Source organism: Xanthomonas hawaiiensis (genome assembly GCF_031834635.1).
In the GTDB taxonomy this organism is placed as follows: Bacteria; Pseudomonadota; Gammaproteobacteria; order Xanthomonadales; family Xanthomonadaceae; genus Xanthomonas_A; species Xanthomonas_A sacchari.
The window spans coordinates 2,558,306-2,573,534 of sequence record NZ_CP115873.1 but is presented as its reverse complement, the minus strand read 5'-3'; the positions used below and the strand labels follow the sequence as shown (position 1 = coordinate 2,573,534).

At 69.4% G+C, this 15,229-nt stretch carries 14 protein-coding genes; 1 reads left to right on the top strand and 13 read right to left on the bottom strand.

What is annotated here, in order from left to right; genetic code table 11:
• Nucleotides 1-2 precede the first annotated feature (2 nt).
• The 13 genes from fliP to PG878_RS11050 all read right to left on the bottom strand — a co-directional run bounded on the left by fliP (nt 3) and on the right by PG878_RS11050 (nt 13,985).
• Nucleotides 3-833: a flagellar type III secretion system pore protein FliP gene (gene fliP / locus PG878_RS11110; RefSeq protein WP_209029220.1), complete on the bottom strand. Its 831-nt coding sequence runs from the start codon at nt 831-833 to the stop codon at nt 3-5.
• A 2-nt stretch (nt 834-835) separates the two neighbouring features.
• Nucleotides 836-1,252, bottom strand: coding sequence for a flagellar biosynthetic protein FliO (fliO, locus tag PG878_RS11105; RefSeq protein WP_209029221.1), 417 nt, complete (start codon nt 1,250-1,252; stop codon nt 836-838).
• A complete protein-coding gene (gene fliN / locus PG878_RS11100; protein ID WP_209029222.1) occupies nt 1,249-1,587 on the bottom strand; it encodes a flagellar motor switch protein FliN in 339 nt (112 codons plus the stop codon). The genes fliO and fliN overlap by 4 nt, the downstream gene beginning before the upstream one ends.
• Nucleotides 1,584-2,591: a flagellar motor switch protein FliM gene (fliM, locus tag PG878_RS11095; RefSeq protein ID WP_019796142.1), complete on the bottom strand. Its 1,008-nt coding sequence runs from the start codon at nt 2,589-2,591 to the stop codon at nt 1,584-1,586. Before fliM ends, fliN begins: the two co-directional genes overlap by 4 nt.
• 12 nt (nt 2,592-2,603) lie before the next feature.
• The gene (locus tag PG878_RS11090; protein WP_019800353.1) at nt 2,604-3,122 is read right to left on the bottom strand and encodes a flagellar basal body-associated FliL family protein; all 519 of its coding nucleotides are present in this window, start codon (nt 3,120-3,122) and stop codon (nt 2,604-2,606) included.
• A gap of 248 nt (nt 3,123-3,370) precedes the next feature.
• Nucleotides 3,371-4,681 (bottom strand): flagellar hook-length control protein FliK, encoded by a 1,311-nt coding sequence (locus tag PG878_RS11085; RefSeq protein ID WP_209029223.1) that lies wholly within the window; start codon nt 4,679-4,681, stop codon nt 3,371-3,373.
• A complete protein-coding gene (gene fliJ / locus PG878_RS11080) occupies nt 4,678-5,139 on the bottom strand; it encodes a flagellar export protein FliJ (protein ID WP_010341649.1) in 462 nt (153 codons plus the stop codon). The genes PG878_RS11085 and fliJ overlap by 4 nt, the downstream gene beginning before the upstream one ends.
• 3 nt (nt 5,140-5,142) lie before the next feature.
• The gene (locus tag PG878_RS11075; RefSeq protein ID WP_209029224.1) at nt 5,143-6,519 is read right to left on the bottom strand and encodes a FliI/YscN family ATPase; all 1,377 of its coding nucleotides are present in this window, start codon (nt 6,517-6,519) and stop codon (nt 5,143-5,145) included.
• Complete coding sequence (locus PG878_RS11070) at nt 6,516-7,139, bottom strand: FliH/SctL family protein (RefSeq protein ID WP_209029225.1); 624 nt, start codon at nt 7,137-7,139, stop codon at nt 6,516-6,518. The genes PG878_RS11075 and PG878_RS11070 overlap by 4 nt, the downstream gene beginning before the upstream one ends.
• Nucleotides 7,136-8,125: a flagellar motor switch protein FliG gene (gene fliG / locus PG878_RS11065; protein ID WP_209029226.1), complete on the bottom strand. Its 990-nt coding sequence runs from the start codon at nt 8,123-8,125 to the stop codon at nt 7,136-7,138. The genes PG878_RS11070 and fliG overlap by 4 nt, the downstream gene beginning before the upstream one ends.
• Nucleotides 8,126-8,135: 10 nt before the next feature.
• Nucleotides 8,136-9,857, bottom strand: coding sequence for a flagellar basal-body MS-ring/collar protein FliF (gene fliF, locus PG878_RS11060; protein WP_209029227.1), 1,722 nt, complete (start codon nt 9,855-9,857; stop codon nt 8,136-8,138).
• A gap of 12 nt (nt 9,858-9,869) precedes the next feature.
• On the bottom strand, nt 9,870-10,232 hold the full coding sequence (fliE, locus tag PG878_RS11055; RefSeq protein ID WP_010341655.1) for a flagellar hook-basal body complex protein FliE: 363 nt from the start codon (nt 10,230-10,232) through the stop codon (nt 9,870-9,872).
• Between the two features lie 258 nt (nt 10,233-10,490).
• Nucleotides 10,491-13,985: a glycosyltransferase gene (locus tag PG878_RS11050; RefSeq protein ID WP_209029228.1), complete on the bottom strand. Its 3,495-nt coding sequence runs from the start codon at nt 13,983-13,985 to the stop codon at nt 10,491-10,493.
• A 181-nt stretch (nt 13,986-14,166) separates the two neighbouring features.
• On the opposite strand from PG878_RS11050, the gene PG878_RS11045 reads away from it, so the two are divergent.
• On the top strand, nt 14,167-14,607 hold the full coding sequence (locus PG878_RS11045) for a hypothetical protein (RefSeq protein WP_209029229.1): 441 nt from the start codon (nt 14,167-14,169) through the stop codon (nt 14,605-14,607).
• Nucleotides 14,608-15,229 lie beyond the last annotated feature (622 nt).

Below are 15,229 nucleotides of genomic sequence, written 5' to 3'. Positions count from 1 at the left end.
GCTCAGACCCCGTTGAAACTGGCGGCCAGCGTGCCGACCGTCAGCACCCAGCCATCGACCAGCACGAACAGCAGGATCTTGAACGGCGCCGAGATCAGCATCGGCGACATCATCATCATGCCCATCGACATCAGCACGCTGGCGACGACCAGATCGATGATCACGAACGGGATGAAGATCAGAAAACCGATCTCGAACGCCGTCTTCAGCTCGCTGGTCACGAACGAGGCCACCAGCACCTGGAACGGCACCGCGTCCGGGCCGCTGTAGGTGCCGTTGCCGGCCATGCCGGCGAAGGTCATCAGGTCGGTCTCGCGCACCTGCGCCAGCATGAATGCGCGCAGCGGCTGCGTGGTCAGCGTCCACGCGGTCTGGAAATCGATCTGGCCGTTGAGATACGGGCTCATGCCCTGGCCCCAGGCCTTCTCCCACACCGGCATCATCACCAGCGCGGTCAGGAACAGCGCCAGGCCCATCAGCACCTGATTGGACGGCGTCTGGCCAGTGCCCAGCGCCTGCCGCAGCAGGCCGAGCACGATGGTGATGCGGGTGAAGGCGGTCAGCACCAGTAGCAGCGACGGCAGCAGGGTGATGGCCGTCATCAACAGCAGCGTCTGCAACGGCAGGCTTACCGGCTGCGCGCCGATCTTGCCGACATTGACCTCCGGCAGCGAGGGCAGGGTGGGCGCGGCGTTCTGCGGGTTCTGCGCGGTCGGCGTGGTGGCCGGCGCCGGTTTGGCCTGCGCCCAGGCGAACGCGGGCAGCAGGCTCAGCGTCAGCAGGATCAGCAGCAGGCGCAGGCGGCGGGCGTTGCGGTTCCAGAAAAACGGCATGGTCATTTGTCCTTGCGCAGCTTCTGCGCCAGAAGCTGGGCGAAATCGGGAAGCTGCTTGAACGGCTTGATCGAGGGCAGGGTCGGCGCGGGCGCCTGCGGCAGCGGCTCCGGCAACTGATGCAAGGTGCGTACCCCGCCGGGCGAGACGCCGAGCAGCAGCTGTTCGCCGTTGACCTCGACCACCACCACCCGCTCCTTGGCGCCCACCGCCAGGCTGGCGACCACGCGCAGCCCCTGCGCCGGGCGGAAGCCGCTGCCGGGCAGGCGCTTGAGCACCCAGGCCATGCCCAGGATCAGGCCCAGCACCAGCAGCAGCGCGAACACCGCGCCGACCAGGCTGGGCGCCGACGGCGCCGCGCTGCCGACGCCCGAGCCGTGCTTGGCGGTCTGCGCGGCGACGGCGAGCAGCAGGCTCACCGCAGTCTCCGGATGCGCTCGCTGGGGCTGACCACATCGGTCAGGCGCACGCCGAAGCGGTCGTTGATGGTCACCACCTCGCCATGCGCGATCAGGGTGCCGTTGACGTACACGTCCAGCGGTTCGCCGGCGCCGCGCTCCAGTTCCACCACCGAGCCCTGGTTGAGCTGCAGCAGGTTGCGGATCGGGATGCGGCTGCGGCCCACTTCCAGCGACAGGGTCACCGGCACGTCCAGGATCACGTCCAGGTTCAGGTCGTTGGACTCGGCCATGGCGTCCGGCTGCAGGCTGTCGAACTGGGCCGGCGCCGGCTGGGAGGGATCGGTCTGGGTCATGGCAGGTCTTCCTGGAGAGCGGGGCGGCGGCGCAGCGCGCCGGGGGGATGGGTGGCGGTGATCTTCACCGCGTTCTGGCCGTGCGAGATGCCGAACTCGCCGGTGAACACCGGGATGTTCTCCACGCACAGCGGCACCTGCTTGGGCAGGTCGATCGGCAGCACGTCGCCGATCTTCAGCCGGGTCAGCTCGCGCAGGCTCATCTGCTTCTGCGCCAGCACGCTGGAAATGGTCACCTCCGAGCCGAACAGCTGCTCGCGCAGCATGATGTTCCAGCTCTCGTCGCGGTCCACCCGGTCGCTCTGGATGCCGGCGTCGAGCAGTTCGCGGATCGGCTCCAGCATCGAGTACGGCAGGGTCACATGGATCTCGCCGCCGCCGCCTTCCAGCTCCACGTGGAAACGGCTGACCACCACGTACTCGCGCGGGGTGACGATGTTGGCGAAGTGCGGGTTGACCTCGGAATTGAGGTACTCGAACTCCACCTCCATCACCGGCGCCCAGGCTTCGGCCAGATCGGCGAAGGTCTGCTTGAGCATCAGCTGGATCACCCGCATCTCGGTCGGGGTGAACTCGCGGCCCTCGATGCGGGTGGGGTAGCGGCCGTCGCCGCCGAAGAAGTTGTCGACCACGGTGAACACCAGGGTCGGCTCGAACACGATCAGGCCGGTGCCGCGCAGCGGCTTGAACTTGATCAGGTTCAGGTTGCTCGGCACGTACAGCGAGTGCATGTAGTCGTTGAACTTGATCAGGTCGATGCCGCGCACCGACAGGTCGGCCGAGCGCCGGATCAGGTTGAACAGGCCGATCCGCCACAGGCGGGCGAAGCGCTCGTTGACCATCTCCAGGGTCGGCATGCGCCCACGGATGATCCGGTCCTGGCTGGAGAAGTCGTAGTTGCGCGCCTCGCCCGGCTCGGCCGGCGCCGGCTCGGTATCCACCACGCCGGCGTCGACGCCATGCAGCAGGGCATCGATCTCGTCTTGGGAGAGCAGGTCGGTCATCGCGGCGGCGCCTTACTGGGTGACGAAGCTGGTGAACAGCAGTTCTTCCACGCACTTCTTGCCGGTCTCGGCGGTCATCAGCTTCTGCGCGGTGGCCAGCGCCTCGGCCTGCAGCTTCTTGCGGCCGTCGATGTTGGCGATATCGGTCGCCTGCACCTGCGAGAACAGCATCAGCAGGTTGGCGCGGATCGCCGGGGCGTTCTCGGTGATCAGCTTCAGCTCTTCCGGGTCGCGGGTCATCAGCTGCACTTCGAGCTGCAGATAGTGCGGGCCGTCTTCCGCGCCGCCGTTGAGGTTGACCACGAACGCCGGTTCCATCGGGAAGTACTGCGCCGGCTTGGGAATCTCGGCGGTCTTCGCCTCGGCCTTGGCATGGCCGCCCTCGGGCTTCTTCAGGAAGAAGAACGCACCGGCACCGCCGCCGCCCAGCACCAGCACCGCCGCAACGACGATGATCAGCAGCTTCTTCTTCGACTTGCCGCCTTCCGGGGCGTCCTTGGCGTCTTTCTTGGATTTGTCGGCGGCTGACACAGAGCGGGCTCCTGAAGGGGGTCTGCCCTTGAGGATGCAATCGCCGTGCCGAAACCGGGCGCCTGGCGCGCCGGGTGTTTGACGGTGGCGCCGCGCGCCAGGCTGGCGCGGGCGAAACCGTTGCGGGACAAGGGGTTCCGGCAGGGGAAGCGTTGCGGCCCCGACGCGCTCCCCCGAGACACGCCGGAGCCGCAGCCCCCTACACGGTAAACATCGCCCCAGCCCGGGCGGCGGCCGCGCCGCCAGGATCAGGCGTAGGCGTCGAGCAGGCCGCGCTGGCGCAGGACCACCGACGGAATCCCGACGCTGCCGGACAGGTCGTCGCCCAACTCGCTGCCGCCGAGGCTGCTGCCGCCCTGCGACGTGCCCTGCGGATTGGCCTGCTGTTGCTGCGGCTGCTGCTGGCCGACATCGGCCTGGCCGAGCTGGAAGCCGTGCTGGCCGAGCATGTCGCGCAGGCGCGGCAGGCTGTTCTCCAGGGCCTGGCGCACGTCGGCCTGGGCGCTGCTGAAGCTGGCGTTGACCTGGTCGCCGGTCATGTGCAGGCGCACCTCGACCGGGCCCAGCTCGGCCGGATTCAGCTTGATGTGGGCATGGCCGATCTTTTGGTCGGCGAGCCAACTGATGCGCGCGCCCAGTTCCTCGTCGAACTGGTTGCCGTGCAGGTTCGGGGTCGGCGTCGGCGAGCCGGTGAACGGCTGCGGATCGGTCAGCCGCGTCGCGGCGTGCAGCGGCGCCGCCGCCGCGGTCGGCACGATGGCGCTGGGGTCGGCGGCGGGCGCGGCGTCGCCGCTCTCGCCGGTCTTGCCACCCGCTGCGGCGGCGATGGCGGCCAGCGCCGCCAGCGGGGCCGCGGTGTCGGCGCCACCGGCCTTGTCGGCCGACCCGGCCTGCGCCAGCAGCATGGCGCCGAAGCCGCCGGCGGCGGACGCGGGCGCGGTGCCGGCCGTCGCGGCAGCGCCACCGGCAGTGGCGGCATTGGGATCGGTGGCGCCGGCCGCGGTCTGTGCCGCGGCGTCGCCGCCGAGCAGGGCGCCCACGCCGTTGGCCACGGCGCCGGCGACGCCGACCGCCAGTCCGGCCGCCGCACCCAGCGGGGTCGCGGTGGCGGCCGGCAGGACCGCCGCGCCGATCGCCGGCAGCAGGCCCAGGCCGATGCCGGCCAGCCCGGCCGGCGGCCAGGCGCTGTCGTCTGGCTTGGCGTCGTCGCGCGTGTCCTCGGCCTTGGCCTTGTCCTTGCCCGTGGCCTTGGTCTCGGTGCTGCTCTTCTCGTTGTCCTGGGCGACCTTGTCGCCCGCCTGCGCGGTCCGCGCGGGATCGCCGGCGGCGTCGTCCGCCGCGGCCGGGCGCTTGTCCGCCTGGCCCTTGTCGGCACCCTGCGCCGGCTTGGCCGTCTCGCGGGCAGCGGGCTTGGGCGCGGTGGTGCGCGCCGAGCCGCCGCCCCCGAGCAGCTTGGCGAAGTCCTTGCCGCCGGTGCGGTCGGTGCCCTGCGTGTCGTTACCGCCGCCGATCTGGCTGGCGCGGCCGTTGCCGCCCAGTGCGGAAAGCGCGTTGTTCATCGTCCGTCTCCGTCATCGTGTTCGTCGGCGGTGGCCGCCAGGCGCGCGCGGCGCGCGCCCAGGTCGTCCATCTCGCGCTGGCTGCGGCGGTCGTCGACCTTGCGTTCCTGCGCGCGGTAACTGGCCGCGAGCTGTTCCAGCACCTGCTTGTCGCGGCTGGCCAGCAGCAGCCGGCTGCGTTCCATCTCCACCTTCTCGCGGTTGCGGTCCACGGTCTGGCATTGCTGCTGCACCGCGCTCTCCAGCCGGTCCAGGAAGGCGCGGCGGTTGGCCAGTTGCGCCAGGCTGGTCGCGGCCATCTGGCTGTTGGCGTACTCCTCGGCGTAGCGGCGCAGCTCTTCCAGCCGCGACTCGTGGGTGGCCAGGGCGCGCTGGCGCTCGGCGAGATCGCGCGCGACCTCGTCTTCGTGCTGCTGGGCGCGGCGGAGCAGGGGATCGAGACGTTGCGATTGCATCATGGCTTAGTTCTCGCGGTCGACCAGGCGCTTGAGGGCGGCCTGGCTGTGGGGCAGATCTGCGGCTTTGGCGACGTCCTGTCCGAGGAATTCCATGATCTCCGGCCAGCGCTCCAGCGCTTCGTCCACGGCCGGATCGTTGCCGCGCTGGTAGGCGCCGATGGTGATCAGGTCGCGGTTGGCCGAGTACGCCGACACCAGCCGCTTCAGCGAGCGGATGCGCAGGCGCCACGGCTCGTCGGCGATGTCCTGGACCACGCGGCTGACCGAGGACTCGACGTCGATGGCCGGGTACAGGCCGCTGTCGGCGACACGCCGCGACAGCAGGATGTGGCCGTCGAGGATGGCGCGCGCGGCGTCGGCGATCGGGTCCTGCGGATCGTCGCCTTCGGTCAGCACGGTGTAGAAGGCGGTGATCGAGCCGCGGCCCTTGGCGCCGTTGCCGGCGCGTTCGACCAGCGCCGGCAGCTTGGCGAACACCGACGGCGGATAGCCGCGGGTGGTCGGCGGCTCGCCCACCGACAGGCCGATCTCGCGCTGGGCCTGGGCGAAGCGGGTCAGCGAGTCCATCAGCAGCAGCACGTTCAGGCCCTGGTCGCGGAACCACTCGGCGATGGCGGTGGCGCGGTAGGCGCCGTGCAGGCGCGCCAGCGGCGGGCGGTCGGCCGGGGCGGCAACGACCACGGCGCGGCGCAGGCCTTCCTCGCCCAGGGTGGTCTCGACGAAATCGCGCACTTCGCGGCCGCGTTCGCCGATCAGCCCGACCACGATCACGTCGGCGGCGGTGTAGCGGGTCATCATGCCCAGCAGGGTGGACTTGCCGACGCCGGAGCCGGCGAACAGGCCCACGCGCTGGCCGCGGCCGATCGGCAGCAGCGCGTTGATCGCGCGCACGCCCACGTCCAGCGGCGTGGTGATCGGTTCGCGCGCCAGCGGGTTGATCGACACGCCGGCCATGCCCACCGAACCTTCGGCGCGGATCGGGCCCTTGCCGTCCAGCGGCACGCCGTCCGAATCGATGACCCGGCCGAGCAGGCCTTCGCCGACTTCGACACCGCCGCGGCGGTGCAGCGGCACCACCCGCGCGTTGGGCAGCAGGCCGTGGGTTTCGGCGCTGGGCATCAGCGAAGTGCGGTCGCCGGAGAAGCCGACCACTTCGGCGTCGACCCAGCCGCCGTCGACCTCGACCTTGCAGGTGGCGCCCATCGGCGCCTCGCAGCCGACCGCTTCCAGGGTCAGGCCGACCGCGCGGCGCAGGATGCCCTCGCGGATCAGGCCGCGGCCGGCGGCCGCGTCCAGGTCGAGCTTGCCCAGGCGGCCGGCCAGGCGCAGGTTGCGCGCATCCAGCCAGTCGCCGGGGTGGGTGCCGGACAGGGCGCTCACAGGCCCGCTCCGGACTTGCGCATCACCGTCTCCAGCGCCGCGCGCAGGCGCGCCTCGAGGGTGCCATCGATGCGCACCGATTCGGCGTGCACGCGCAGGTCGCCGCGGCTCAGGCTCAGGTCCGGCACCAGCCGGATGCCCTGGTCCATCAGCGTCAGCAGCGGGGTCAGCGCGGTGATGTCGTCCGGGTGCAGGCGCACCTCGACGTCGCGGCGCGCGCCGCCGACCGCATCCAGCGCCTCGGCGACCAGCTCCGACAGCAGCACCGGGTCGGCCTGGTAGGCGCGGCCGACCAGGCTGCCGGCGATGCGCACGGCCAGTTCGCCGAGCGCGCCGACCACTTCGTTCTCCAGCCGCGCCAGCGGGCGGGAGAAGTTGTCCAGGATGCCTTCGATCTGCGCGGTCAGGCGGCGGATCTCGGCCTGGCCCTGGGCCAGGCCCTCGGCGTGGCCGCGTTCGAAGCCTTCGTGCTGGGCCGCGGCCTCGATCGCCTGGATCTCCTCCAGGCTCGGCGGACGCAGCACCGGCTCGCCCGGCAGCACATCCTCGTACGGCTGCGCCGCCATCGGGGGCGGGGCATCGAGTTCCGGCGCCAGCCAGCGCACCACGTTGCCGTTCATACCATGGCCTCCGCACCGCTGCCGCCGAGGCTGATCACGCCCTCATCGGCCAGGCGTCGCACGATCGCCAGGATCTCCTTCTGCGCGGCCTCCACGTCGGCCAGGCGCACCGGGCCGCGCGCTTCCATGTCTTCCAGCAGGATCTCGGCGGCGCGCTGGGACATGTTCTTGGTGATCTTGTCGCGCACCTTGATGTCCGCGCCGCGCAGGGCCAGGCCGAGACGGTCGCCGCTGACTTCGCGCAGCATGGTCTGCAGGCCGCGGTCGTCCAGCTCCACCAGGTTGTCGAACACGAACATCAGGTCCTGGATGCGGCTGCCGAGGTCGGCGTCGATCTTGCTGATCGCCGTCAGCACGCCCTGGTCCGAGCCGCCGTCCAGGAAGTTGAGGATGTTGGCGGCGACCTTGACCCCGCCCACGTTGGACGACTTCAGGTTCTGGTTGCCGGAGAACTGCCGCTCCATGATCTCGTTGAGCTCGTTGAGCGCGTGCGGCGGGATGCCGTCGAGCGTGGCGATGCGCATCAGCACGTCGGCGCGGGTGCGCTCGGGCAGCAGCTTCAGCGCCTCGGCGGCCTGGTCGCTGTCCAGGTGCGCCATCACGATGGCGATGATCTGCGGATGCTCGTTGCGCACCAGGTCGGCGATGGAGCGCGGGTCCATCCACTTCAGGGTGTCCAGGCCGGTGGTGTTGCGGCCCAGCAGGATGCGGTCGATCAGGCTGCCGGCCTTGTCGGCGCCCAGCGCCTGCACCAGTACGTTGCGGATGTAGTCGTCGGCGCCCACGCCCAGCGAGGTCTTGCTGCCCAGCTCGGCGTTGAATTCCTCCATGACCTTCTCGACCTGGTCGCGCGAGATGCCGCTCAGCGTCGCCATGGCGATGCCGATCTTCTGCACCTCCTTGGGGTCCATGTGCTTGAGCACCTCGGCCGCGTCGGCCTCGCCGAGCGACAGCAGCAGCACGGCGGCGCGCTGGGTGCCATTCATTGCATTCGCATCAGGCTTCACTGGCGACCCATCCCTTCACGACCTGCGCCACGCGCTTGGAATCCTGTTTGACCGCTTCGCGGGCCTGACGCAACCGTTCTTCGTAGGCGTCGGGCAGGGCGATGGCGGGGTTGCCGCCAGTGCCGCCGCTGAGGCTGGCGGTGTCCTCGCCCAGCGACGGCAGCAGCGGGTTGTCGTCGTCGAGCATCGACAGCTTGGCGTCGCGCGGCTCGCCGCCCTCGCGGTCGTGGCCCACCGCCGCGGCCGGCGCGGGACCGGCGATCTGGCGCAGCGCCGGGCGCAGCACGCCGAACAGCAGCGCCAGCACCACCGCCGCACCCAGCACCAGGCGCGCGACGTTCATCACTCGCGGATCTTCCCACCAGCCGGGCTTGTCGGCCGCTTCCGGGGCCTGGCGGACGAACGGGGCGTTCATCACCGAGACGGTGTCGCCGCGTTCGGCATTGAAACCCACCGCCTGCTTGACCAGGCCTTCGATGCGGGTCAGTTCGGCGGCGCTGAGCGCCTGCTCGGTCATCTTGCCCTTGGCGCCGGGCCGCATCACGTGGTCCACCAGCACCGCCACCGAGACGCGCTTGATGCGCCCGGCCGGCTGCCGGGTGTGCTGCAGGGTGCGGTCCAGCTCGTAGTTGCGGGTGGCGCTCTTGGCGCTTTCGGTCGGGGTCGCGGCGGCGGCCTGCTGGGTGCCGGTGGTGCCCGCGGCGGGCGGGGCGCCGGTGGCGCCCGGCTGGCCCGGCGCGCTGCCCGGCGAGTTGCTGGTCGCGCCGGGCGCGCCCTGCGGACCGCTGGTGCTGGTGCTGCTGTCGCTGACCTGCTCGCTGCGCAGCTTCGGCGGGTCGCCGTTGTACAGCTCGCGCGCTTCCTCGACCACCGAGAAGTCCATGTCCACGTTCACTTCCGGGTTGACCCGGCCCGGGCCGGTCATCGGCTCCAGCAGTTCGCGGATGCGCTGGTTGTAGGCGCTTTCCTGGCGCCGCACCTGGTCGAACTGGGCGGCATTGAGCGCGGCGTCGCTGTTGGGGTCGGCGATGGTCAGCATGCGCCCGCTCTGGTCGACCACGGTGACGCGGTCCGGCGCCAGGTCCGGGATGCTGGAGGCGACCATGTTGACGATCGCATCGACCTGGTTGCGTTCCAGGGTGGTGCCGCCGCGCAGTTCCAGCACCACCGAGGCACTGGCGGCCTCGCGCTGGCGGGTGAACGCGCTCGGCTTGGGGATGGCCAGGTGCACCCGCGCCTCGCGCACCGGGCGCAGGCTGGCGATGGTGCGCGCCAGTTCGGTTTCCAGGGCGTGCTGGTAGCGCGCGTTCTCCACGAACTGGCTGACCCCGAAGCCGGGATCCTTTTCCATCACCTCGAAGCCCATGTTGCCGTTGTCGGTCAGGCCGGAGCCGGCCAGCTTCAGCCGCGCGTCGTACAGCTTGTCCTCCGGCACGGTGATGGCGCCGGTGGCCTGGTCGAGCTTGAACGGGATCTGCGCGGTGCGCAGCAGGTCGGTGGCCTCGGCCGTGCCCTTCTCGTCCAGACCGGTGTAGAGCGGGGTATAGGCCGGCTTCTGCGACCAGAAGAACACGAACAGGCCGGCCGCCACCGCCACCGCGATCATCGCCATCAGGCCGATGCGGCGGGTGAGCTGCAGGCTCTGCAGGCGGTCGAACCACGCGCCGGCCTTTTCGCTGCTGAACGTCTCTTTGCTGATCGCAAGCGCCATCGTCTTCTACCCTTACAGCGGCATGTTCATCACGTCCTGATACGCCTGGACGAGTCGGTTGCGGACTTCCACGGTAGCGCGAAACGCCACCTGGGACTGTTGTGCGGCCAGCATCACCTTGGCCAGATCGGCGCTGGGGTCGCCCAGTTCGAAGGCCTTGGCGAGGTCGCCGGACTTCTGCTGGGCCTCGTTCACGCCGCCGATGGCGTTGCGCAGGGTCTCGGTGAAGCTCGGACCCTGCACGCCCTGGCTGCCGCCCAGGCCTTCGATCGCATTGCTGCGGCCGACATCGCCCACCCGCGTCTGCGCCGCCTGGCCGACCTGGCCCTGGTAGCTGCGGATCTGCGAAAGGATGGAGCTGATGGAGTCGCTCATACGGTGAAGTCCCTGCCGGGGAACGGCTTGCCCGTATGCAATGCAAGCGGTGTGCCGAAACGGCCGGCAGGCGCCGCGCGGCGCCCAAACGGGCGCGGGCGGGGGCGTCGGATGGCCGGTGACGGGTTCCCGGCGCCGGCCGCTGCGCCGACGCGGGGCAAGCGCCGGCGACGTGTCGGCGGGTTGACGCTGTGCGCGTCGTCACGGTCGCGAGCTGGCGCCAGCGCAGCGACCTCGGCTCGGGCGGGAAGGGCGGCCTCAGTCCGGCAGCCAGGCGGCCCGCCACGCCTGCAGGTTGGCGCCCTGCAACATCCAGTCGCGCTGCACCGCCGCGCGCAGCGCGGTGCCGGCCGCGGTCCGTGCATCGGCATCGGCCAGGTGCGCGCGGATCGCATTGACCCAGTCGCGGAAGCGGTTCTTGACCAGTGTCACCGGCAGCCCGCCGTCGCGGTAGGGCGGCAGGTCGCTGGCCACCACCGGATAGCCGCAGGCGCCGTACTCGAGCAGGCGCAGGTTGCTCTTGCAGCGGTTGAACAGGTTGTCCTCCAGCGGCGCCAGCGCCAGGTCCAGGCCCAGCGCGGCCAGCGCCTGCGGATAGCGGGCGAAGTCCACGCCGGCGTGCACCTCGTGCACGTGCCGGCGCAGCCGCTCCGGGCACAGCCCCATGAACACCCAGTGCACCTCGCCGGCCAGCGCCTGCACCACGTCGGCGATCAGTTCCAGGTCGCCGGTGTGGCTGAGCCCGCCGGCCCAGCCGACCCGCGGCTTGGCCGCGCCACACGCCGCCGGTGCCGGCAGCGCGCCCCACAGCCGCGGCTCCAGCCGGTTGCGCACCACGCGGATGTCGCCGTGCAGGCCGGCCAGCGCCTCGGCCAGGTCCGGCGTGGAGACGGTGACCCGGTCCACCAGCGTGGCGGCACGCCGCAGCGAACGCAGCACGTCCTTGGGCATCTGCTCGCGATGCGCGCTCTTCAGCGGCAGATTGGGCAGGTAGTCGTCCAGTTCGTAGACCATGAAGGCATTGCCGAACCGGCGCATGCGCTCCATCCGCGCCAGTTCCGCATCGCCGACCCGGCGCTGCAGCACCACCGCGTCGGCGCCGATGCGCTGCAGTTCCACCGGATCGAGCAGGCGCGCGTAGTACAGGCCGTCGATCTGCCCCGCCTCGGCCAGCGCCTGGAATGGCTGGATCACCCGGTACTGGCCGCTGCCAAAGGTATCGCCCGGGTGGGCGAGCACCCGCGGCAGCGGCTTCCACGCCAGCGGCTGCCAGGAGAATTCGGATTCGGTCAGCTGGAAGCCGCCGGGCTGGTCCAGGCCCAGGCTAGGCGAATAGGCCGGATCCTGCGCCAGCGCCGGCAACCAGCGTTGCAGCAGAGCGTCGTCGGCCGCCTCGCTGCGGGTGGCCGGGGCCGGCTGCAGCAGCAGCGCCTGCGGCGTCCACACGGTCCAGGCGCCGGCCGTGGCAGCGCGCAGGCAAATGTCCACGTCGGCACCGCCGGCGGCAAAGCCGGCCGCATCGAAGCCGGACAAATGTTCGAACAGCGCCCGCCGCACCAGCAGGCAATGCGCCGACACCGCGCTGTAGCGGTGCGCCACCTGCAAGCGGCCCATGTAGCCGGGCTGCGCCATCGCTTCGCCGGCAAAGGCGTGGCCGGCGCCGGCCAGCAGGCCCGGCAGCAGGCCGGCATGGGTGATCCGGCCGTCGGCGGACACGCCCTTGGCGCCGACGATGCCGACCTCCGGCCGCTGCGCGTGGTTCATCAGCGCGTGCAGCCAGCCGTCCTGCACCGCGGCGCTTTCTGCGTCGAGGAACAGCAGGTACTCGCCTTGCGCCTGGGTGGCGGCGAGGTTGTGCGCCTCGGCCTGGGAGACCCGCTGTTCCAGCGCGAACACGCGGATGCGGCCGTTGCCCAGTTCGGCCACCGCCTGCATCCACGCGGTGATCTCCGGCGCCTGGCTGGCGTTGTCCACCAGCAGCAGTTCGTAGGCCGGGTAGGCGGTCTGCTCGAGCAGGCTGACCACCGCGCGCTGCAATGCCGGCAGGTTGTCCTGCGCCAACAGCACGATCGAGACCGATGGCTGCGCGGCATGGCCGTAGTCGATGCGGAACAGGCCGCCCGGCAGCGGTTCGACCGTGGCCTGCGGATAGCCGCGGACCTGCAGGTGCGCGGCGATCGCGCGCTGGCGCGCCGGGCCGCCGGCCTCGGCGCTGGCCGGCGTGGCGACCAGCAGCGGCTCGGGCAGGTGCACGATGCCGTCGCCCCCGTCGCGCAGGAACAGGCGCAGGATCAGGTCCAGCTCGCTGGCGCCGTCGTAGGCCGGATCGAAGCCGCCCAGCGCCTGCACCGCGGCGCGGCGGAACACCCAGTGGCCAGCCATGGCCAGCGGATTGCCCAGCAACAGGTCCAGGTCCGGGTCGGGACGCAGCAGCGGTGCCAGGGTGTCCGCGTCCACGGCGAGCCATTCGTCCGTATACAACGCGTTGCATTGCGGCTGCTGCGCCAGTTCCAGCAACAGCCGCAGCAGGCCGCCGGCGTAGAAACGGGTGCCCGCGACCACGCGCAGGCACCAGTCGCTGGCCGGAGAGGCGTCCAGCGCGGCGGACAGCGCCGCGGCATCGGCCTCTGCCGGCAGCGCTGGCAGCATCCGCACCCGCGGGTCCGGCCAGGTTGCGATGGGGGCATCGCCGAGTACCAGCGCCTGCACCTGCACGAACGGCGCGCCCTCCAGCAGCAGGCTGTCCAAGGTCGCCGCCAGTGCGGCGCGGTCGGCGCCGCGCGCGTCGACCAGCACGGCCAGTTGTGGCGCTCCACCGAGGGCGTCCAGGCGCGCGTCGAGCAGCGCGTGTTGCGCCGGCGTCACCGTCCGCCGCGCCTGCCAGTCGCGCAGCGCGGCTTGCACGCAGACCCGCGCGTAGGCGTCCTGGATCGCCTGCAGCAGGTCCACCCGCGTGCCGGGGCCGCCGCCCAGCGGCGTCACCGTGACCTGGCGGACGTCGCCATCGCCGCGGTACCAACCCATCGCGCGCACGCCCTGGCGGAAGTTGGCGTGGCCCTGGTCGCCGATACCGGGCTGGTCGCGGCCGGCCTGACTGTACTGCTCTTCCGACACGCGGAAGCGGGTCAGCGGCTTCGCCAGCAGCGCCAAATGGCCGCGGTGCAGCAGCTTGGCGTACAGCGCCAGGTCGCCGACCCAGTTGATGACCTTGCCGGCCAGCGTCATCAGCTCGTCGCCGATCTCCAGCAGGTCGCTGCGCCGGCACAGCACGCAACTGGGCTCGCCGAGGAAGTTGATGGTGTGGTCGGCCAGGAACGACAGCAGCTCCGGCCCGTCCAGCAGCACGTCGCCGGCGAACGGGAAGGCGGTGGCGTGAATGTCCTCCAGCGGCGTGCCATGGCTGTCGATGCGCTGCCGGCGCGAGGAGGCCAGCAGCACGTCCGGCGCCGACTGCATCGCCGCGACCAGCGCGGCCACGCAGTCCGGCGCCAGCACGTCGTCGTCGTGCAGGAACTTGACGTACTCGCCCTGGGCCAGGGCGATGGCGCGCGCGGTGCTGCCGAGTTCGCCGTAACGCTCGGGATTGCGCTGGTAGCGGATCGGGAACGGGGCAGCGGCGGCGCGGCGTTCCACCACCTCGGCGATCGCCTCGGTGGGGTTGTCGTCGCAGATGACCAGTTCCAGCGCCGGATAGGTCTGGGCCAGCACGCTGTCGAGCGCCTGCTCGAAGTAGCGGAGCTTGTAGGCAGGCATGACGATGCTGACTAAGGCGGGATCAATCATCGAGACATCGTCATCCAAAAAAGGGCATCTCTGGGATGCAATAGCCATGCCAGCAGGTGTGGTGGCTTCTGGTCCACGAGCATGATACTTCTGGCCATGTATGACCAACTGGGACGTGTGAATTCTTTCACTATATCGAATGGGGTGAAAAATGATTTTCAGGAAAATTTTCGCGGTCGTGGTGTTGGGGGTGCTTTCATTCAGTTCGCAGGCATCGACACTCGTCTATGCAACCGACGCTAATGGCAATGTCGTGTCTGGCTCTCTGCAGACCCTCCGTGCGGCACTGAATAACGGCGCAAATGTGAAGGTGCTCGTTACCGCTCCTAACGACCATGTCTGGGCGGTGCCTTGCACCAATACCTCGGTTAAATTGGATGCAACTCAGGCTGTTGTTTGCGTGAGCAATCAGGGTCTTGGCATGAATATTTCAATGGGGAGCCAATTCGGCGGTGTGAGTAATCCGCCTCAGTCCGTGCATTTTTTGCTCAACACCTCTGGTCAGTACGTCCAGGCCAATATCGATATGGGGAGCGGTACACTTGTTTCACGTTCCGCTTATGTTTTTGCCATGCAATGGTACGTCGATTGAGGAGAGTAAAGAGCGTCCCGCTGATGCGCTCTCAAAGGCGGCATCCGGTCGATGAAAAAAGCGTGCCGCTCTTTAGGGCGGCACGCCAGGATGAGCTACAAGCCCGTAGGCAGGCGGTCTAGCAGATCATAAGTGATATTTATACTTCCGTTTCCGTTTGTGACTAGCCATATCCCATTTCCTGGTGGGATATAAACTTGATAAGGGAAGTGGTCCGATGGAGGTGCGACACCTAGAAATATCACTCTCTTGGTTCCATCTCCATATCCCGAGGGTGCCGACATATCTGCATAGACAGCCAGGCCTATGACGGATGATGCGCCGCTTAAACTGCAAGTGCGAACGACAAGACCATATTGGTTGTCAGTAGGTGATACGACTTGCGTGACTACATTCGCTGAAACTCCGATGTTCGCGAACTTAGCCCCAATGGGGGCGATACTTCCTTTTCCGGAAATTTCCATTGAGACCACCTCACTAAGTGCTTATGTATACGATGGCGGTTTATCTTGAATGTGATTTGGTATCTTAATTTTTTATTTGGCAGTTCTCCTTGTTGACATGCGGCTGGGGAAGCGGTGGTGCTATATATAGCCTTGTTGAGCACGACGCCGATTGGATA